Here is a 19996-nt window from a genome sequence, read left to right as displayed (position 1 = left end):
TCCGGAACAAGCTGAAAATTTGAAACGACGCGCAGTCGTATTCCTCCGTAATAAGGAATACAGCACGGCGCGTTCGAGTCTCTCAAATGCTTGCAGTCTGCACGCGTTGCAAAACGCCTGTGGGTTGTGAGGTTAAGCGACTAAGCGTACACGGTGGATGCCCTGGCAGTCAGAGGCGATGAAGGACGTGCTAATCTGCGTAAAGCGCCGGTAAGGTGATATGAACCGCTATAGCCGGCGATGTCCGAATGGGGAAACCCGGTGCACTCAGTGCATCATCGTTAACTGAATACATAGGTTAACGAGGCGAACCGGGGGAACTGAAACATCTAAGTACCCCGAGGAAAAGAAATCAACCGAGATTCCCCCAGTAGCGGCGAGCGAACGGGGAACAGCCCAGAACCTGAATCAGTTTGTGCATTAGTGGAAGCGTCTGGAAAGTCGCAGGGTACAGGGTGATACTCCCGTACACAAAAATGCACTTACTGTGAGTTCGATGAGTAGGGCGGGACACGTGGTATCCTGTCTGAATATGGGGGGACCATCCTCCAAGGCTAAATACTCCTGACTGACCGATAGTGAACCAGTACCGTGAGGGAAAGGCGAAAAGAACCCCGGCGAGGGGAGTGAAACAGAACCTGAAACCGTGTACGTACAAGCAGTGGGAGCCTACTTGTTAGGTGACTGCGTACCTTTTGTATAATGGGTCAGCGACTTATATTCTGTAGCAAGGTTAACCGTATAGGGGAGCCGCAGGGAAACCGAGTCTTAATTGGGCGTTAAGTTGCAGGGTATAGACCCGAAACCCGGTGATCTAGCCATGGGCAGGTTGAAGGTTGGGTAACACTAACTGGAGGACCGAACCGACTAATGTTGAAAAATTAGCGGATGACTTGTGGCTGGGGGTGAAAGGCCAATCAAACCGGGAGATAGCTGGTTCTCCCCGAAAGCTATTTAGGTAGCGCCTCGTGAACTCATCTCCGGGGGTAGAGCACTGTTTCGGCTAGGGGGCCATCCCGGCTTACCAACCCGATGCAAACTGCGAATACCGGAGAATGTTATCACGGGAGACACACGGCGGGTGCTAACGTCCGTCGTGAAGAGGGAAACAACCCAGACCGCCAGCTAAGGTCCCAAAGTCATGGTTAAGTGGGAAACGATGTGGGAAGGCACAGACAGCCAGGATGTTGGCTTAGAAGCAGCCATCATTTAAAGAAAGCGTAATAGCTCACTGGTCGAGTCGGCCTGCGCGGAAGATGTAACGGGGCTAAACCATGCACCGAAGCTGCGGCAGCGACACTATGTGTTGTTGGGTAGGGGAGCGTTCTGTAAGCCGTCGAAGGTGGACTGTGAGGTCTGCTGGAGGTATCAGAAGTGCGAATGCTGACATAAGTAACGATAAAGCGGGTGAAAAGCCCGCTCGCCGGAAGACCAAGGGTTCCTGTCCAACGTTAATCGGGGCAGGGTGAGTCGACCCCTAAGGCGAGGCTGAAAAGCGTAGTCGATGGGAAGCAGGTTAATATTCCTGCACTTGGTGTTACTGCGAAGGGGGGACGGAGAAGGCTAGGTTATCCGGGCGACGGTTGTCCCGGTTTAAGCGTGTAGGCGTGTGCTCCAGGCAAATCCGGTGCACTTTAACGCTGAGGCGTGATGACGAGCCACTACGGTGGTGAAGTAACTGATGCCCTGCTTCCAGGAAAAGCCTCTAAGCTCCAGGTAACACGAAATCGTACCCCAAACCGACACAGGTGGTCAGGTAGAGAATACCAAGGCGCTTGAGAGAACTCGGGTGAAGGAACTAGGCAAAATGGTGCCGTAACTTCGGGAGAAGGCACGCTGGCGCGTAGGTGAAGGGACTTGCTCCCGGAGCTGAAGCCAGTCGAAGATACCAGCTGGCTGCAACTGTTTATTAAAAACACAGCACTGTGCAAACACGAAAGTGGACGTATACGGTGTGACGCCTGCCCGGTGCCGGAAGGTTAATTGATGGGGTTATCCGTAAGGAGAAGCTCTTGATCGAAGCCCCGGTAAACGGCGGCCGTAACTATAACGGTCCTAAGGTAGCGAAATTCCTTGTCGGGTAAGTTCCGACCTGCACGAATGGCGTAATGATGGCCAGGCTGTCTCCACCCGAGACTCAGTGAAATTGAAATCGCTGTGAAGATGCAGTGTACCCGCGGCAAGACGGAAAGACCCCGTGAACCTTTACTATAGCTTGACACTGAACATTGAGCCTTGATGTGTAGGATAGGTGGGAGGCTTTGAAGCGTGGACGCCAGTCTGCGTGGAGCCAACCTTGAAATACCACCCTTTAATGTTTGATGTTCTAACGTAGGCCCGTGATCCGGGCTGCGGACAGTGTCTGGTGGGTAGTTTGACTGGGGCGGTCTCCTCCCAAAGCGTAACGGAGGAGCACGAAGGTTGGCTAATCCTGGTCGGACATCAGGAGGTTAGTGCAATGGCATAAGCCAGCTTGACTGCGAGAGTGACGGCTCGAGCAGGTGCGAAAGCAGGTCATAGTGATCCGGTGGTTCTGAATGGAAGGGCCATCGCTCAACGGATAAAAGGTACTCCGGGGATAACAGGCTGATACCGCCCAAGAGTTCATATCGACGGCGGTGTTTGGCACCTCGATGTCGGCTCATCACATCCTGGGGCTGAAGTAGGTCCCAAGGGTACGGCTGTTCGCCGTTTAAAGTGGTACGCGAGCTGGGTTTAGAACGTCGTGAGACAGTTCGGTCCCTATCTGCCGTGGGCGCTGGAGAATTGAGGGGGGTTGCTCCTAGTACGAGAGGACCGGAGTGAACGCACCACTGGTGTTCGGGTTGTCATGCCAATGGCATTGCCCGGTAGCTAAGTGCGGAAGAGATAAGTGCTGAAAGCATCTAAGCACGAAACTTGCCCCGAGATGAGTTCTCCCTGACTCCTTGAGAGTCCTGAAGGGACGTTGAAGACGACGACGTTGATAGGCCGGATGTGTAAGTGCAGCGATGCATTGAGCTAACCGGTACTAATGACCCGTGAGGCTTAACCTTACAACGCCAGAGGCGTTTTGGTTGAGAGACCAGAGAATTTTCAGCTTAGTTCAAACGGATTGGTTCGCATGGCCTGAGAGGGCGGTGCGGATAACAGAATTTGCCTGGCGGCTGTAGCGCGGTGGTCCCACCTGACCCCATGCCGAACTCAGAAGTGAAACGCCGTAGCGCCGATGGTAGTGTGGGGTCTCCCCATGCGAGAGTAGGGAACTGCCAGGCATCAATTAAGTGGAAAAGCCCTGAACGCAAGTTCAGGGCTTTTTTACGTCTGCAGATCGGCAAAAATCGTTAATTTTCAGGTAAATTAAGCCATTGAGCGATGAACTCAGCAACCTGATCCGGTTGATTAATATCCAATAATGGAACCGGGATGCTGAGATCTGCATCGCTAGCCACGGCAATCACATACTCATCCAGCAGATCTGTAATCTCTCCCTTAATACCCGCCCGCCACAACACGATCTTCGCAACCGGCTCATCTTTAAATCCCTCAACCAGCACCAAATCAAGCGCAGAGCTGTCCATACGTGCCGCCAGTTGCGTCAGACTCAGCGGCTCCTCCGGTGTTTCGCACATCAATGCCCAGCGCTGGCGGCTGGCAACGATCACCTGATCGGCCCCGGCTTTGCGCAACACATAACTATCCTTCCCCGGTGTATCCACATCCATATGATGATGTGTATGTTTGATCAATCCTGGGCGGACACCACGCTCTTTAAGCAATGGGATGACCTTTTCCAGCAGAGTAGTTTTACCGGTGCCGCTCCAGGCGGCAATCGCCAGCAAAGGTAGCGTCATGATGGTATTTCCTCGTCACGCAAATCATCAGGCGTATTGATATTGCGAAATGCTGATTCGGGGTCGCTAAAGGCTACGGCATGGCCGCCATTTTCCCGTAAAAATTGCATCAGACGCCGTTCCCCGCTTAACAGCCAGGCTTCGAGATTATCTGCTAATGCGCGATTCACCAGCGCCAATGCCGGATGATCGCGCTCGGAAGACTTCACCCACACCGCGGGCGCATCAGCTTTTTGCTGCCACAAGCGCGCAACGAAATCGTCCGGGATCCAGGGCGTATCACAGGCACAGAAGGCAACCCATTCAGTTTTGCTGTGACGTAAACCGCTCAGCATACCCGCCAGCGGTCCGGGATAATCCGGCAGTGAATCGGTGACAACCTGACAGCCACTTGAGTGATAGCGATCAATGTTACGGTTGGCGCTTATCAACACAATATTGACCTGTGGTCTGAAACGTCGCAGAACGTGTTGATAAAGAGGTTCACCCTGCAAAAGCAGCAACCCTTTATCCTCACCCCCCATACGGCGTCCGCGGCCACCCGCCAGAATCACGCCGGTTAATGCTGTCATGTGCGTCTCCTCACCGATACTGGACGATACTTACAGGCTGGCAGCCCAACACCTGCATAAAGGAATCAATCATGAAATATCACCGTTTGAATGAACTGCTCGAACTCCTGCAACCGGCATGGCAGAAAGAGTCTGATCTTAACCTGTTGGCATTTTTACAAAAACTGGCGCAGGAATCAGGTTTCAGTGGCCCATTAAGTGAATTAACCGACGACATATTGATTTACCATCTCAAAATGCGTGAGGCCGCCAGTGATGCTGAAATTCCCGGTCTGAAAAAGGATTATGAAGTGGACTTCAAAACGGCGCTATTACGTGCACGCGGTGTGATTAAGGACGATGAGTAGTGTTATCCTTGCGCGTTAACAGCAAAGGTAACACATAGGCCAAATGATGAGCGAAGCCGCCTTTAATTTCCAGACGTTGAATCCTGATGTCATCCTTGATGCACTTTGGGAGACGGGTCTGCGCGTCGAATCTGGTTTAACCGCCCTCAACAGCTATGAAAACCGCGTCTATCAATTCAGCGATGATGAAAAACGTCGTTACGTGGTGAAGTTCTATCGCCCGCAGCGCTGGAGCGCCGGTCAGATTGCGGAAGAACACCAGTTTGCCCATGATTTACTGGCGGATGAAGTACCGGTCGCCGCACCGCTGGAATTACAGGGAAATACCCTGAATAGCCACGCAGGCTTTATGTTTGCGGTATTTCCCAGCCTGGGTGGACGGCAGTACGAAACCGATAATGAAGAACAGATGGAGTGGGTTGGCCGTTTTCTGGGGCGTATCCACCAAACCGGTCGCCAGGATGATTTTCAGCAACGCCCGACAATCGGTTTAGATGAATATATTCTGCAACCACGTCAGCAACTGGAGCAAAGCCTTCTGGTGCCTGCCGCCCTCAAAGCGCCATTACTGGCTGCGGTGGATAAACTGAATCACACTTTGCAGCAATGCTGGCATACGCGCTGGCAGCCGCTGCGATTGCATGGTGACTGCCATCCCGGCAATATTCTATGGCGTGATGGACCGATGTTTGTCGATCTTGATGATGCGCGCACCGGACCGGCGGTACAGGATCTGTGGATGCTGATCAGCGGCGATCGTCAGGAGCAACGTATTCAGTGGGATATTTTGCTGGAGGCTTATAATGAATTCAGTGACTTCGATAGTCATGAATTGTCACTGATTGAGCCTTTACGCGCGATGCGCATGGTTTATTATTTAGCCTGGGTCGTGCGCCGCTGGCAGGATCCTGCTTTTCCGCGCGCTTTCCCCTGGATGACAGATGAGGATTTCTGGCGTCGGCAAATTGCACTTTTTACCGAGCAGGAGAAGCTGTTACACGAACCGCCGTTGCAGCTTAGCCCGCAATTTTAATGAAGAAGTAGTCAGGAGAATTTTTCACGATGAAAAAGATTTGGTTCGCGCTGGTAGGTTTGATGCTGGCATTTAGTGTCTCTGCCGCACAATTTAACGATGGTAAGCAGTATGTCACGCTGCCGAAACCCATCGCTGGTGAACCGCAGGTAATGGAGTTTTTCTCCTTCTTCTGCCCGCATTGCTATCAGTTCGAACGCGTTTACCATGTCAGCGATGCCATGAAAAAGAACCTGCCGGCCAACACTAAAGTGACCAAATACCACGTTGATTTCCTCGGTGGCGATTTTGGTCCGGTGGTAACACACGCATGGGCAGTGGCGATGGCGCTGGGTGTTGAAGATAAAGTCTCGGCCCCGATCTTTGACGGCATTCAGAAAACGCAGACCGTAACCGATGCGGCCAGCCTGAAAGATACCTTTATCAAAGCGGCGGGTATTTCTTCTGAAGATTATGATGCGGCGTGGAATAGCTTCGCTGTAAAAGCGCTGGTTGCACAGCAGCAGAAGGCAGCTTCTGACGTTAATCTGCAAGGCGTACCGGCCGTGTTTATCAATGGCAAATATATGGTCAACAACGGCGGTCTCGATACCAGTTCTATGGATAATTTCGTTGCTGATTACGCCAACGTCGTTAAATTCCTGGTAGAAAAGAACTGATTTGATCAGTTAAGAACGCCGACTAAGTCGGCGTTTTTTATTAGTCCGTATTCCCTTTATATTCCCTCCTGCGGTTAACTTTGTGGTTAATATCCACATGGACGATCGTCTTTTCAAAAAGATGTCCCGTATCACAGCAAGTTGGTAACTGGCTGAATTGTAATATTTTTTATGTGTAAATTACTTGCGAATAACGTAAATAACAATACGTTATGAAATTTACGCACAAAGTTATCCACAATTCGATCCTTGCGATCCATCCCGCGTAACGACGAAAAAGCACGACTTCTCCCGGCGCAAATTCAACATTCGCCTCTGGTTATGGCATCCTTATAGGCCTCTTAATCGCAACGAAGAAAAATCAAACTTATGGCGCACATTGCAGAAAATCCCCTGATTCTGGTAGACGGATCCTCCTATCTCTACCGGGCATATCATGCCTTTCCGCCGCTGACCAATAGCGCAGGCGAGCCAACAGGCGCCATGTATGGTGTGCTCAACATGCTGAAAAGCCTGTTGATGCAGTATCAACCCAGCCACGTCGCTGTGGTCTTCGATGCGAAAGGCAAAACATTCCGCGATGAGTTATTTGAGAACTACAAATCTCACCGTCCACCGATGCCTGATGATTTGCGTGCGCAGATCGCCCCCCTGCATGAAATGGTAAAAGCGATGGGGCTTCCGCTGCTGGCGGTATCCGGTGTAGAGGCGGATGACGTCATTGGAACCCTGGCGCTGGCAGCCGAAAAGCAGGGCCGCGCGGTGCTGATCAGCACCGGTGATAAGGATATGGCACAGCTGGTTACGCCAGGCATTACGCTCATCAACACCATGAACAATACGGTGCTGGGTCCGGAAGAAGTTGAGCAGAAATACGGTGTGCCGCCCTCACTGATTATCGATTTCCTCGCCATGATGGGTGACAGCTCGGACAACATTCCCGGCGTGCCAGGCGTGGGCGAGAAGACGGCTCAGGCGCTGTTGCAGGGGCTGGGGGGGATGCAGACCATCTACGACAACCTGGATAAAGTGGCCGATCTCTCTTTCCGCGGTGCTAAAACCATGGCGGCGAAGCTGGAACAGAATCGCGATATGGCGTTCCTTTCCTATCAGCTGGCGACCATCAAAACCGATGTGGAGCTGGAGCTGACCTGTGAACAGCTGACGGTTAACGAGCCAGATGTGACGGTGCTGCAAACCCTGTTCAGCCGCTATGAATTCAAACGCTGGCTGGCGGACCTACAGGAAGGTAAATGGTTGCAGGGCAAAAAGAGCAACGCGCAGGCGCAGCAGGCATTGCCGGATGAGTCTGCTGCGGCGACAGAAACCGCAAGCGTGCTGTCGTCCGATGGCTATGTCACCATTCTTGATGAAGCCACCTTTGCCAGCTGGCTGGAGAAGCTGAAGCACAGTGACGTTTTTGCTTTTGATCTGGAAACAGACTCACTGGATACGCTCAGCGCCAGCATCGTCGGCATCGCGTTCGCCGTGGCGCCAGGCGAAGCCGCCTATCTGCCGGTAGCGCATGATTATCTTGATGCCCCCGATCAGCTGGATCGCGCAACGGTACTGGCGCAGCTGAAACCGCTGCTGGAAGATAATAAGGCCGCTAAAGTCGGGCAAAATCTCAAATACGATCGTGGTGTGCTGAAGAACTATGATATCGAGCTGAACGGCATCAAATTCGACACTATGCTGGAGTCGTACAGCCTGAATAGCGTGGCTGGCAGGCACGATATGGACAGCCTGGCGGCTCGCTGGCTGAACCATAAAACCGTGACCTTTGAAGAGATTGCCGGTAAGGGCAAAAAGCAGCTGACGTTTAATCAGATTGCCATCGAGCAGGCTGCGCACTACGCCGCGGAAGATGCCGATGTCACATTGCAGCTGCACCTGAAGATGTGGCCAGAGCTGGAGAAAGAAGCGGGTCCGAAAAAGATCTTCGAAGAGATTGAGATGCCGCTGCTGAAGGTCATCTCCCGTATCGAGCGTAACGGCGTACTGATTGATCCGAACATCCTGGCGAAGCATTCACAGGAGCTAACGGCGCGTCTGGCAGAGCTGGAGCTGAAAGCGCACGAGCTGGCTGGCGAACCCTTTAATCTCTCCTCAACCAAACAGCTGCAAACCATCCTGTTTGAGAAACAGGGGATTAAGCCGACGAAGAAAACCCCAGGCGGCGCGCCATCAACCAGCGAAGAAGTGCTGGCGGAACTGGCGCTCGACTATCCGCTGCCAAAAGTGATTCTGGAACATCGCGGTCTGTCGAAGCTGAAATCGACTTACACCGACAAACTGCCGCTGATGATCAATCCCCTCACCGGCCGTGTGCACACCTCATATCACCAGGCCGTGACGGCAACCGGCCGTCTCTCTTCCACCGATCCTAACCTGCAAAACATCCCGGTGCGTAATGACGAGGGTCGCCGTATTCGCCAGGCGTTTATTGCCGGGCCGGATAAGCGCATTGTCGCGGCGGACTACTCGCAGATTGAACTGCGCATCATGGCGCATCTGTCGCAGGACAAGGGGCTGCTGGACGCTTTCGCACAAGGGGAAGACATTCACCGCGCCACCGCGTCTGAAGTGTTTGGCGTGGCGCTTAGCAAGGTATCTGGTGAGCAACGTCGCAGCGCGAAAGCCATTAACTTTGGCCTGATCTACGGCATGAGCGCATTCGGCCTGTCACGCCAGCTCAATATTGGCGCGGGTGAAGCGAAAAAGTATATGGATCTCTACTTTGAACGCTATCCGGGCGTGTTGCGCTATATGGAAGAGACGCGCGCGCAGGCGGCTGAGAAAGGCTATGTCGAGACGCTGGATGGCCGTCGTTTATGGCTGCCGGATATCAACTCCAGCAATGCCATCCGCCGTAAAGCGGCAGAACGCGCGGCGATCAACGCACCAATGCAGGGAACGGCGGCGGACATTATCAAGCGTGCGATGATTGCGGTCGATGGCTGGCTGCTACAGCAGAATGATGATGCGGTGAGAATGATCATGCAGGTGCACGATGAACTGGTGTTTGAGATTCATCAGGATGCGGTGACCAGCGCCAGCGACAAGATCCGTCAACTGATGGAAGGCAGTATGAAGCTGGACGTACCGTTGCAGGTTGAGGTGGGCACTGGCGATAACTGGGACCAGGCACATTAAGAAACAGCCCATAGGCGGTGAAATGCCGCTTATGACATTGTCATAAGAAAAAAGTTTACTTAATCGGTTCAGCAACGCGCAAAAGCCGCCTGTAAAATGCGCGTTTTGTAACTACTTAACGTCTAAGCATTTTTTTAGTAATTAAACTACAGTGGGTGCGTAATTTTGTGACGGACCTGGTAAAAATGATGTCGATTCCTGAAAGTTAACAACAAAAAACCCTTTGTTGGTCAGGAAAAATCAGGTAAAGTTTATCGCGTAGGGTACAGAGGTAAGATGTTCTATCTTTCAGACCTTTTACTTCACGTAATCGGATTTGGCTGAATATTTAGCCGCCCCAGTCATTTATGACTGGGGCGTTTTTTATTGGGCGTTATCTGAAAAATGCGGGCGATTAAACCCGCTGGCGTTTACGCAGTGGCGTCGTCGCCATCGCCTTCCTGAGCCGGTTCCAGCTCACTAAACCAGATATCCAGTTTTTGACGCAGCTTATCGACACCCAGCTTCTTCAGTGAAGAGAACATCTCCACCTGCACATCGCCCTGAAAAGCCAGTGCCGCTTCGCGCACCATATTCAGCTGTGCCTTACGCGCGCCAGAAGCCAGCTTGTCGGCTTTGGTCAGCAGCATTAACACCGGGATCTCGCTCTGCACCGCCCACTCAATCATCTGCTGGTCGAGATCTTTCAGTGGATGGCGAATATCCATCAACACCACCAGACCTTTCAGCGCCTGACGTTTTTGCAGGTATTCACCCAGCGCACGCTGCCATTTGCGCTTCATCTCTTCCGGGACTTCTGCGTAGCCGTAACCGGGTAAATCCACCAGACGTTTGCCTTCCACAACCTCGAACAGGTTGATCAGCTGGGTACGTCCCGGCGTTTTACTGGTGCGCGCCAGGCCTTTCTGATTCGTCAGGGTATTCAGCGCGCTGGATTTGCCGGCGTTTGAGCGACCGGCAAAGGCGACTTCGATGCCGCTGTCAGCGGGCAAGTGGCGAATATCCGGGGCACTGAGAACAAAATGGGTAACGTGATAGTTCAAAGCAGACAAAGTAAAACTCCAGCTAAATGATTCAGGCAATGGCGCAGAGTATACCTGTTATGGCGCAAAAGTGCCCAATAGCGTCTTAACGCGCCATTTTGTAAGAGATATGCGATAAGTGCTGCCAGTCATTACCGATACAAGTAACAAGGGATGGGTTATTTATCTTTTATATTCAATGTGTTAATGAAATATCCGACTTTTTCTCTTTAAATCAAAGACAAGTCTCTCTTGTTCATTTTACCTATTGGTCTACATTTGTTGTCAGTGCATGGATGCACCCATCAGGATGATGTGCTCAGGAGTGTCGGGGGTGACGAGGAGCAAGGCAGGAAGCGATTCAGGCACGAATCGGACAAGGACACGGAGATTCGCAGGAGCGATGTGGCGAAGGAATAACCGGGACGTTGCGAGCCATAATGGATTTATCTCATGATTCCTTCAGTAGAAGGTGCGAAATAAGGCGACAGCATAGGCTGTCGCCTTTTTTCTTTGCCTGCTTTCTGCTAGATTTCGCCGCAATTCTACTCTGAATAATTCGCGGCGCAGAAAGACGGTAAGCTCAGCCATCCCTGGGGGCGTCAACGCATCTGCCAGCTGAAATATGACGGGTGTATACTGATTAAAAACCGCCGAGACCCGACACCATGAAGCAACCTGCACAAGCCCCGCGTGGCAAACCTGCTGCGAAAGCGAAACGCAAATCACGTGAAGATTTGAATCAGGAAGCGCGCGATCGTAAACGCGATAAAAAGCACCGTGGTCATACGGCGGGTAGCCGTGCGAATCCGGAAAAACAAGCTGCTGGTAAAGGGCAGGGTAAACAAGGTCAGGATCCACGCCTTGGCAGCAAGAAGCCGGTTGCTTTAGTGGCCGATGGCCAGACGGCGCAGCCCGTGAAAAAACCAGCACCTAAGCCGAAAGCGGAAAAAGTCCGTCTGACGCCGCAGGAAGAACTGGCAAAGCTGGAAAACGACGAGCGCCTGGACACCTTGCTGGATCGCCTCGAAAACGGTGAGACGCTAAGCGCTGAAGAGCAGGCATGGCTGGATGAAACTCTGGACCGCATCGACGAGCTGATGGAGATACTTGGCATCGAGCTTGATGATGACGCCGACGATGAGCAGGCGGAAGAAGATATGATGCGTCTGCTGAAAGGCAATTAACACCGGTTTTGATCGGCATGCGCTTTTGCGTATGCCACGCTTAACAGGTATTCACCGATGTTTTGGCCTGGATCAATTTTAGCGCTGCTGCTGACATGTTATCTAATCGGCTTATTGTTTAAACTACGCCGCCTGTCGCGTCGGAAGTCGCGTTTGCGCCGGGTTGTTGCCCGACGCCCTGTTCATTCTTCTGTATCGCGACCCATTCTCCGACAACGTCACCGTAAGGATTGAGCATGTCATCGCAGCAGATTGAATGGGATCAGCGGTTAATTGAAAAGTACAATTACGCGGGTCCACGCTACACCTCTTATCCCACCGCGCTGGAATTCAGTGAGCATTTTGGCGACGCTGATTTTCAGCAGGCCGTCGCGCGCTACCCTGATCGCCCGCTCTCGCTTTACGTCCACATCCCGTTTTGTCATCGCTTGTGCTACTTCTGCGGCTGCAACAAAATCGTCACGCGCCAGCTGCACAAGGCCGATCGCTATCTTGATGTACTGGAGCAGGAGATCCGACAGCGCGCGCCGCTATTTGCCGGTCGTCTTGTTACGCAGCTGCACTGGGGCGGCGGCACACCGACCTTCCTCAACCAGCAGCAGGTCAGCCGGCTGGTGGCATTGTTGCGCAGCCATTTTACTCTTGCCGATGATGTGGAAATGTCGATCGAGGTCGATCCGCGGGAAATCGAGCTGGAGATGATCGATCACCTGCGCGCGCTGGGCTTCAACCGCCTTAGCATGGGGGTGCAGGATTTCAACAAAGCGGTGCAGGAGAAGGTTAATCGCGTGCAGGACGAGGCGATGATCTTTGCGCTGGTGCAGCGCGCACGCGAGCAGGGCTTCCGCTCGGTCAGCATCGATCTTATCTACGGCCTGCCGCTGCAAACGCCGGAGAGCTTCGCTTTCACGCTGCAACGCGTTATCGCCCTCAATCCTGACCGTCTTAGCGTCTTCAACTACGCGCATCTGCCCGCGCTATTCGCGGCGCAGCGCAAAATCAAAGAAGATGAGCTGCCCAGCGCGAGGCAAAAGCTGGCGATTCTGCAACAGACTATCGCCACCTTAACCGGCGAAGGTTATCAGTTTATTGGCATGGACCACTTCGCGCGCCCGGACGATGAGCTGGCGGTAGCCCAGCGTGCCGGTAAGCTGCACCGTAATTTCCAGGGATACACCACCCAGGGGGAAACGGATCTGCTTGGCCTGGGAGTCTCGGCAATTAGCATGATTGGCGACAGCTACGCGCAGAACCACAAAGAGCTGAAAACCTGGTACGCCAGTGTGGAAACCCAGGGCAACGCGCTGTGGCGCGGTTTGACGCTGAGTGACGATGATTGCCTGCGCCGCGATGTCATCAAGGCGCTGATCTGCAACTTCGCGCTCGACTACGCAGCCGTTGAGGCGCAATGGCCTATCGAATTTAACAGCCGATTTGCTGAGGATTTGGCGTTGCTGGCACCGCTGGTGGCCGATGGTCTGCTGGAGCAGGATGCGCACGGTTTAACCGTTACCGGGATTGGCCGTTTGCTGATTCGTAATATCTGTATGTGCTTTGATGCGTATCTGCGGCAGAAGGCGCGACAGCAGCAGTTTTCGCGGGTGATATAAACAAGAAAGGGAGCGTAGCGCTCCCTTTCTGTTAACTGAACAGACTCACTGTGATGGCGCACAGCACGGCTGCAATGGCGGCCTGCGGTGAATGGCTGGCCGCGCTGCCGATCGCCGCGACATTGTGCGTGATCATCTGGATGACTGACTGGAACATGTTCTCTTCTCCCGATTGCCGCCCGTATGATACTGAACGGCACCGGTCTGTACAGATGGGGCAAGCGTAAAAATTGTGCAACAAACAGCCTTTTTACACTTTTACTCCATTCCCAGCTCTTTCAGTTTGCGCGTCAGGGTATTGCGACCCCAACCGAGCAAGCGTGCCGCTTCCTGTTTATGGCCCTGGGTATGACGCAAAGCCGTGGTGAGCAGCGTGCGCTCCATCTCCGGCTGGGCTTCTGACAACAGGTTTTGATGACCGGAACGCAGCGCGCGATCCGCCCATTGCGCCAGCAGCGTGGCCCAGCTATCCGGCAGCGACTGCACCGGGCTTTCCGGGGTGCTGGATTCGAACAGTTCTGCTGGCAGATCCTGAATCAACACTTCCTGGCCCGCCGCCATCACCGTCAACCAGCGACAGGTGTTTTCCAGCTGGCGCACGTTCCCTGACCAGTGCAGACGCGTCAGCGCCGCTTCGGTTTCCGGGTGCAGGATCTTCGCTTCCACGCCCAGTTCACGCGCAGCAACCTGTAAGAAGTAGCGCGCCAGACGCGGAATGTCTTCACGGCGCTCACGCAGCGGCGGCAGATGCACACGAATCACGTTCAGACGATGAAACAGATCTTCACGGAACTTGCCTTCCTGCACGCGCATTTCCAGGTTCTGGTGGGTCGCCGCAATGATACGGACATCCACTTTGACCGGCGCATAGCCGCCAACACGATAGAACTGACCATCAGCCAGCACACGCAGCAGGCGTGTCTGCACGTCGAGCGGCATATCGCCAATCTCATCGAGGAACAGCGTTCCGCCATCGGCCTGCTCAAAACGTCCCTGGCGAATCTGATTAGCGCCGGTAAACGCGCCTTTCTCGTGGCCAAACAGTTCGGACTCAATCAGGTCTTTCGGGATTGCCGCCATATTCAGGGCGATAAACGGCGCTTTGGCACGCGGGCTGTGGCGATGCAGGGCATGTGCCACCAGTTCTTTACCGGTGCCGGATTCACCGTTGATCAGCACGCTGATGGATGAGCGCGACAGACGGCCAATAATGCGGAAAACGTCCTGCATCGCGGGCGCTTCACCGATGATATCGGTGGTCGGGCCGCTCACCGGCTGATTGCGCGGCTGCTGCTGTTCCTGATAATGGCTGATAGCGCGTTCAACCAGCGCCACCGCTTCATCGATATCGAACGGCTTCGGCAGGTAATCAAATGCCCCCTGCTGATAAGCGCTAACGGCGGCATCCAGATCGGAGTGTGCCGTCATAATGATGACCGGCAGCATGGGATGACGTTGTTTAATTTGCTTCAGCAGCGCCAACCCATCCATGCCCGGCATGCGAATATCTGACAATAAAACATCTGGGGTTTTGGTCGAAAGCGCTTCCAGCACTTCGTTACCGCTGTCAAAGGTTGCACAGCTCAAACCGGCTCCAGTGAGCGCACGTTCAAGCACCCAGCGGATGGAGCTATCGTCATCGACGATCCAGACTATCCCTCGTTGCATAGAAACCTCACTGGCGAATAGGCAGGTAAACCGAGAATTCGGTGTGACCAGGCCAACTGTTAAATTCTATTTTTCCCGAATGCTGATCGATCAGACTGCGGGCAATCGACAGACCTAAACCGGTGCCGCCTTCGCGCCCGCTCACCATCGGATAGAACAGCGTATCCTGCAGTTGAGCCGGAATGCCTGGGCCGTCATCTTCGATATCAATGCGTGCCACCAGGCGATATCGCACACCATGCAGCGTCAGCTGGAACGCCGTGCGGGTGCGGATAATAATTGTGCCGCCTTCTTCACCCAACGCCTGAAGCGCGTTGCGTACTACATTCAGCAGAACCTGCTCAATTTGATCCGGGTCGTGTGGCAATTCCGGCAGGCTGGGGTCGTAATCACGCACCAGCGAAACGTTATCCGGCAACTCCATCGACACCAGATTGACCACGCGCTCAGCCACCTGATGGATGCTTTGGGTTACATGCAAACCGGGCTGCTGCGGGCCAAGTAAACGATCCACCAGATTTCTCAGGCGATCGGCTTGCTCAATAATTACCTTGGTATATTCATTCAGCGAAGGGTCGGGCAGGGCGCGGGATAATAACTGCGCGGCGCCACGTAAACCTCCCAGCGGATTTTTAATTTCGTGAGCCAGACCACGTACCAAATCGCGGGCGGCGACCTGCTGAGCATGCTGAATCTGTTCCTGACTGAGACGTCGCTGATTATCCATCGGCGCCATTTCCAGCAGGAGAAAGCCATCGGGCAGACGCTGTGCCGTGAGCGACATAATATGCGCGCGGCCATCAACCACTAAGGTCACTTCGCTGTCCGTAAAGCCCTGGCCAGCCTCTAGACTCTCGCGCATCACCTCAATATTCAGCGAAAAATAGCCCGTTAATTCTGGTAACGGCGTGCCGAATAATTTTCGTGAACTTTGAGCCAGTAATTGCTGCGCCGCTGGATTGGCGTAGTGAATAACAAGATCGTCATCAACCAGCAAAATACTGTTAATCAGGGAGTTGAGAATCTGCCCCGCATCGGGCAGCGTGCCAGTTGCCATACAGCGTTCCTCTGCACTAATTTAGTGCATTATAGTCTTTGGGCGTAAAACCCGTCATATGAACGATGAATTCGTGGTGAAAAAAGCCCATCCGAAGATGGGCTGAAAGTTTCCACGGCAACAAAAAATCTTCTGGAAATTAAACGCTGTAGTACAGCTCGAACTCTACCGGGTGCGGCGTCATGCGAACGCGGTCGTTTTCAGACTTACGCAGTTCGATGTAAGCGTCGATAGCGTCGTCAGTGAACACGCCACCACGGGTCAGGAACTCGCGGTCTTCGTTCAGGCAGTTCAGCGCTTCTTCCAGAGAACCCGCTACTTTTGGAATCTCAGCTTCTTCTTCCGGCGGCAGGTCATACAGGTTTTTGTCCATAGCATCGCCCGGGTGGATCTTGTTGATGATGCCGTCGAGGCCAGCCATCAGCAGAGCGGTGAATGCCAGGTACGGGTTAGCAGCCGGGTCCGGGAAGCGTGCTTCGATACGACGCGCTTTCGGGCTGGCAACAACCGGGATACGGATTGAAGCAGAACGGTTACGGGCAGAGTAAGCCAGCATTACCGGAGCTTCATAGCCTGGGACCAGACGCTTGTAGGAGTTGGTGGTCGGGTTTGCCAGGGCGTTGATGGCTTTAGCGTGCTTGATGATACCGCCGATGTAGAACAGAGCAGTTTCAGACAGGCCGCCGTATTTGTCGCCAGAGAACAGGTTCACGCCGCCTTTAGACAGAGACATGTGGCAGTGCATACCTGAACCGTTGTCACCGAACATCGGCTTCGGCATGAAGGTTGCAGTTTTGCCGTAAGCGTGAGCAACGTTGTGAACAACGTATTTGTAGATCTGAATTTCGTCAGCTTTTTTGGTCATGGTGTTGAAGCGGGTAGCCACTTCGTTCTGACCAGCAGTTGCTACTTCGTGGTGATGAGCTTCAACCACCAGACCCATCTGTTCCATGGTCAGACACATGGCAGAACGGATGTCCTGAGCTGAGTCAACCGGAGGAACCGGGAAGTAACCGCCTTTGATACCCGGACGGTGACCTTTGTTACCGCCTTCGTATTCTTTACCGGTGTTCCATGCTGCTTCGATATCGTCGATAGCAACGTGTGAACCTGAAGTAGAAGAACCGAAACGGATGTCATCGAACAGGAAGAATTCCGGCTCAGGTCCAAACAGTACGGTATCAGCGATGCCAGATGAACGCAGGAAATCTTCAGCGCGCTTTGCGATGGAACGCGGGTCGCGATCGTAGCCCTGCATGGTGCCTGGCTCAAGGATGTCACAACGGATGATCAGCGTCGGGTCTTCGAAGAACGGATCCAGAACGGCAGTGGTTGCGTCCGGCATCAGCACCATGTCTGATTCGTTAATGCCTTTCCAGCCACCGATGGAGGAGCCATCGAACATTTTGCCTTCTTCGAAGAAGTCAGCGTTAACCTGATGAGCAGGGATAGTAACGTGCTGTTCTTTACCTTTGGTATCGGTAAAACGCAGGTCAACAAACTTAACTTCGTGCTCGTTCATCATCGAGAGAACGTGTTCAGCGGACATACTCAACTCTCCTGGAAATTGTCATTGTCGTCGTGGTGAGAGAACTTAGTTGCCTGGAATGTGCCATGGATTCTGACATCTCCTAACCAAAGATCTCGGCAAGCTCTTCAACCGTTGTGCAACTGTCGTTTTCGCTTAGGTATACTAAAGCGAATTCTGTGCCAACTTTTAAAGTGTGGGTAAAATCGCGCTGTAATGCGCCCTGTCGTGAGTCGGTGGCTGCACCAGGATGGAAGCGGTGCACCGAAATGGTGCCTTGTAAGCATATTTAGGCACCATTTCGGTGCAAAATGCCATTGCAGTGCAGATTAATGCACCGCAATTGGTGCTAAAAACCAGCACTCTAAGAAACTTTAGGCGAAATCTGTGATCGTGTTCAGTCTTCCGCTTAATCCGTGTACAATACCGCGTTATTTCTATAATGCCTGAGGCAAAGCTGTGATCGAAAATTTGCGTAACATCGCCATCATCGCGCACGTTGACCATGGTAAGACCACCCTGGTTGATAAACTGCTGCAACAGTCCGGTACTTTCGACGCCCGTACCGAAGCGACTGAGCGTGTGATGGACTCCAACGATTTGGAGAAAGAGCGTGGGATTACCATCCTCGCGAAAAACACCGCAATCAAATGGAATGATTACCGTATCAACATCGTTGATACCCCGGGACACGCCGACTTCGGTGGTGAAGTTGAGCGCGTGATGTCCATGGTGGACTCGGTGCTGTTGGTTGTCGATGCGATGGATGGCCCGATGCCGCAAACCCGCTTCGTGACCAAAAAAGCGTTCGCCCACGGCCTGAAGCCGATTGTGGTGATCAACAAAATCGACCGTCCAGGCGCACGTCCGGATTGGGTGGTTGATCAGGTATTTGACCTGTTCGTTAATCTCGATGCGACTGACGAGCAGCTGGACTTCCCGATCATTTACGCCTCAGCGCTGAATGGTATCGCCGGTCTGGATCACACCGACATGGCAGACGACATGACCCCGCTGTATCAGGCGATTGTTGACCACGTTTCTCCGCCGCTGGTTGAAGTTGAAGCTCCGCTGCAGATGCAGATCTCTCAGCTGGACTACAACAACTACCTGGGCGTTATCGGCATCGGCCGTATTAAACGCGGTAAAGTGAAGCCGAACCAGCAGGTTACTGTCATCGATAGCGAAGGCAAAACCCGCAACGCGAAAGTCGGTAAAGTGCTGGGCCACCTCGGTCTGGAACGTATCGAAACTGACCTGGCTGAAGCTGGCGACATCATTGCAATCACCGGTCTGGGTGAGCTGAACATCTCTGACACCATCTGCGACACGCAGAATGTGGAAGCGCTGCCAGCCCTGAGCGTTGATGAGCCGACGGTAACCATGTTCTTTAACGTAAATACCTCGCCGTTCTGCGGTAAAGAAGGTAAGTACGTTACGTCGCGCCAGATTCTGGAGCGTCTGAACAAAGAGCTGGTACACAACGTTGCGCTGCGTGTGGAAGAAACCGCAGATGCTGACGCGTTCCGCGTTTCCGGTCGTGGCGAGCTGCACCTGTCCGTTCTGATCGAAAACATGCGTCGTGAAGGTTACGAACTGGCGGTATCCCGTCCGAAAGTTATCTTCCGTGAATTCGAAGGCCGTAAGCAGGAGCCGTTTGAAAACGTGACCCTCGACATCGAAGAAACCCATCAGGGTTCTGTGATGCAGGCGATGGGTGAGCGTAAAGGCGACCTGAAAAACATGGATCCGGATGGCAAAGGCCGCGTACGTCTCGACTACGTGATCCCAAGCCGTGGCCTGATCGGCTTCCGTAACGAATTTATGACCATGACCTCGGGTACGGGTCTGCTGTACTCCACCTTCAGCCACTACGACGACGTGCGTCCGGGCGAAGTGGGCCAGCGTCAGAACGGCGTGCTGATCTCCAACGGTCAGGGTAAAGCGGTAGCCTTCGCCCTGTTCGGTCTGCAAGATCGCGGTAAGCTGTTCCTGGGTCACGGTGCAGAAGTTTACGAAGGTCAGATCATCGGTATTCACAGCCGTTCTAACGACCTGACTGTAAACTGCCTGACCGGTAAGAAACTGACCAACATGCGTGCGTCAGGTACTGATGAAGCGACCACTCTGGTTCCACCGCAGAAGATGACGCTGGAGCAGGCTATCGAGTTTATCGATGACGACGAACTGGTAGAAGTGACTCCACAGTCAGTCCGTATTCGTAAACGTCACCTGACCGAGAACGACCGTAAGCGTGCGTCTCGCGGCGGTAAAGACTAAGCGATAACGAACGTATTGAAGAAGCCCCGCTATGCGGGGCTTTT

Annotated in this window: 15 protein-coding genes and 2 rRNA genes; 10 read left to right on the top strand and 7 right to left on the bottom strand. The window is 53.3% G+C overall.

The window, feature by feature from the left end; all coding sequences use genetic code 11:
* Window positions 1–130 precede the first annotated feature (130 nt).
* Both AC6I8V_RS20055 and rrf read left to right on the top strand, forming a co-directional pair.
* Window positions 131–3035, top strand: a 23S ribosomal RNA gene (locus tag AC6I8V_RS20055).
* Window positions 3036–3138: 103 nt separating this feature from the next.
* Window positions 3139–3254 (top strand): 5S ribosomal RNA (gene rrf, locus AC6I8V_RS20050).
* Between the two features lie 69 nt (window positions 3255–3323).
* Here rrf and mobB read toward each other — a convergent pair.
* Window positions 3324–3833, bottom strand: coding sequence for a molybdopterin-guanine dinucleotide biosynthesis protein MobB (gene mobB / locus AC6I8V_RS20045; protein ID WP_497843905.1), 510 nt, complete (start codon window positions 3831–3833; stop codon window positions 3324–3326).
* Entirely contained in the window at window positions 3830–4405 is a 576-nt protein-coding gene (gene mobA, locus AC6I8V_RS20040) for a molybdenum cofactor guanylyltransferase MobA (RefSeq protein ID WP_497843904.1), read from the bottom strand. The genes mobB and mobA overlap by 4 nt, the downstream gene beginning before the upstream one ends.
* A 71-nt stretch (window positions 4406–4476) precedes the next feature.
* Between mobA and AC6I8V_RS20035 the strand changes: the two genes are divergently transcribed.
* From AC6I8V_RS20035 to spfP, 5 genes are all read left to right on the top strand, one after another.
* Window positions 4477–4752: a YihD family protein gene (locus AC6I8V_RS20035; protein ID WP_497843903.1), complete on the top strand. Its 276-nt coding sequence runs from the start codon at window positions 4477–4479 to the stop codon at window positions 4750–4752.
* 46 nt (window positions 4753–4798) lie between these two features.
* Window positions 4799–5785: a serine/threonine protein kinase gene (locus AC6I8V_RS20030; protein WP_497845893.1), complete on the top strand. Its 987-nt coding sequence runs from the start codon at window positions 4799–4801 to the stop codon at window positions 5783–5785.
* Window positions 5786–5814: 29 nt separating this feature from the next.
* Window positions 5815–6444: a thiol:disulfide interchange protein DsbA gene (gene dsbA, locus AC6I8V_RS20025; RefSeq protein ID WP_497843902.1), complete on the top strand. Its 630-nt coding sequence runs from the start codon at window positions 5815–5817 to the stop codon at window positions 6442–6444.
* Window positions 6445–6813: 369 nt separating this feature from the next.
* Window positions 6814–9600, top strand: coding sequence for a DNA polymerase I (gene polA, locus AC6I8V_RS20020; RefSeq protein ID WP_497843901.1), 2787 nt, complete (start codon window positions 6814–6816; stop codon window positions 9598–9600).
* A gap of 276 nt (window positions 9601–9876) precedes the next feature.
* On the top strand, window positions 9877–9924 hold the full coding sequence (spfP, locus tag AC6I8V_RS20015) for a small protein SpfP (RefSeq protein ID WP_071892919.1): 48 nt from the start codon (window positions 9877–9879) through the stop codon (window positions 9922–9924).
* Between the two features lie 86 nt (window positions 9925–10010).
* Here spfP and yihA read toward each other — a convergent pair whose 3' ends face one another.
* A complete protein-coding gene (gene yihA / locus AC6I8V_RS20010) occupies window positions 10011–10652 on the bottom strand; it encodes a ribosome biogenesis GTP-binding protein YihA/YsxC (protein WP_497843900.1) in 642 nt (213 codons plus the stop codon).
* A 638-nt stretch (window positions 10653–11290) separates the two neighbouring features.
* Here yihA and yihI point away from each other — a divergent pair.
* On the top strand, window positions 11291–11809 hold the full coding sequence (yihI, locus tag AC6I8V_RS20005; protein ID WP_497843899.1) for a Der GTPase-activating protein YihI: 519 nt from the start codon (window positions 11291–11293) through the stop codon (window positions 11807–11809).
* Window positions 11810–12045: 236 nt separating this feature from the next.
* A complete protein-coding gene (gene hemN, locus AC6I8V_RS20000) occupies window positions 12046–13419 on the top strand; it encodes an oxygen-independent coproporphyrinogen III oxidase (RefSeq protein WP_497843898.1) in 1374 nt (457 codons plus the stop codon).
* Between the two features lie 31 nt (window positions 13420–13450).
* Here the strand turns inward: hemN and AC6I8V_RS19995 are convergent, their stop codons facing one another.
* The 4 genes from AC6I8V_RS19995 to glnA form a co-directional block, all read right to left on the bottom strand.
* A complete protein-coding gene (locus AC6I8V_RS19995; protein ID WP_497843897.1) occupies window positions 13451–13576 on the bottom strand; it encodes a YshB family small membrane protein in 126 nt (41 codons plus the stop codon).
* A gap of 101 nt (window positions 13577–13677) precedes the next feature.
* Window positions 13678–15087 (bottom strand): nitrogen regulation protein NR(I), encoded by a 1410-nt coding sequence (gene glnG / locus AC6I8V_RS19990; RefSeq protein WP_013511066.1) that lies wholly within the window; start codon window positions 15085–15087, stop codon window positions 13678–13680.
* 7 nt (window positions 15088–15094) lie between these two features.
* Window positions 15095–16144, bottom strand: a complete 1050-nt coding sequence (gene glnL / locus AC6I8V_RS19985) for a nitrogen regulation protein NR(II) (RefSeq protein WP_497843896.1) — start codon at window positions 16142–16144, stop codon at window positions 15095–15097.
* 139 nt (window positions 16145–16283) lie between these two features.
* Window positions 16284–17693 (bottom strand): glutamate--ammonia ligase, encoded by a 1410-nt coding sequence (glnA, locus tag AC6I8V_RS19980; RefSeq protein ID WP_084878041.1) that lies wholly within the window; start codon window positions 17691–17693, stop codon window positions 16284–16286.
* Between the two features lie 438 nt (window positions 17694–18131).
* On the opposite strand from glnA, the gene typA reads away from it, so the two are divergent.
* Window positions 18132–19952 (top strand): ribosome-dependent GTPase TypA, encoded by a 1821-nt coding sequence (gene typA / locus AC6I8V_RS19975; protein ID WP_497843895.1) that lies wholly within the window; start codon window positions 18132–18134, stop codon window positions 19950–19952.
* The last annotated feature ends 44 nt before the right edge of the window (window positions 19953–19996 follow it).

The organism is Pantoea sp. X-Soil-TKNS-1207 (genome assembly GCF_059730485.1).
This window is presented reverse-complemented; position numbering and strand designations above follow the sequence as displayed.

Excerpts from the sequence above, each read along its gene's own strand:
- mobB (WP_497843905.1), bottom strand. The coding sequence starts at position 3,833 with ATGACGCTACCTTTGCTGGCGATTGCCGCCTGGAGCGGCACCGGTAAA.
- mobA (WP_497843904.1), bottom strand. The coding sequence starts at position 4,405 with ATGACAGCATTAACCGGCGTGATTCTGGCGGGTGGCCGCGGACGCCGT.
- AC6I8V_RS20035 (WP_497843903.1), top strand. The coding sequence starts at position 4,477 with ATGAAATATCACCGTTTGAATGAACTGCTCGAACTCCTGCAACCGGCA.
- AC6I8V_RS20030 (WP_497845893.1), top strand. The coding sequence starts at position 4,799 with ATGAGCGAAGCCGCCTTTAATTTCCAGACGTTGAATCCTGATGTCATC.
- dsbA (WP_497843902.1), top strand. The coding sequence starts at position 5,815 with ATGAAAAAGATTTGGTTCGCGCTGGTAGGTTTGATGCTGGCATTTAGT.
- polA (WP_497843901.1), top strand. The coding sequence starts at position 6,814 with ATGGCGCACATTGCAGAAAATCCCCTGATTCTGGTAGACGGATCCTCC.
- yihI (WP_497843899.1), top strand. The coding sequence starts at position 11,291 with ATGAAGCAACCTGCACAAGCCCCGCGTGGCAAACCTGCTGCGAAAGCG.
- hemN (WP_497843898.1), top strand. The coding sequence starts at position 12,046 with ATGTCATCGCAGCAGATTGAATGGGATCAGCGGTTAATTGAAAAGTAC.
- AC6I8V_RS19995 (WP_497843897.1), bottom strand. The coding sequence starts at position 13,576 with ATGTTCCAGTCAGTCATCCAGATGATCACGCACAATGTCGCGGCGATC.
- glnG (WP_013511066.1), bottom strand. The coding sequence starts at position 15,087 with ATGCAACGAGGGATAGTCTGGATCGTCGATGACGATAGCTCCATCCGC.
- glnL (WP_497843896.1), bottom strand. The coding sequence starts at position 16,144 with ATGGCAACTGGCACGCTGCCCGATGCGGGGCAGATTCTCAACTCCCTG.
- glnA (WP_084878041.1), bottom strand. The coding sequence starts at position 17,693 with ATGTCCGCTGAACACGTTCTCTCGATGATGAACGAGCACGAAGTTAAG.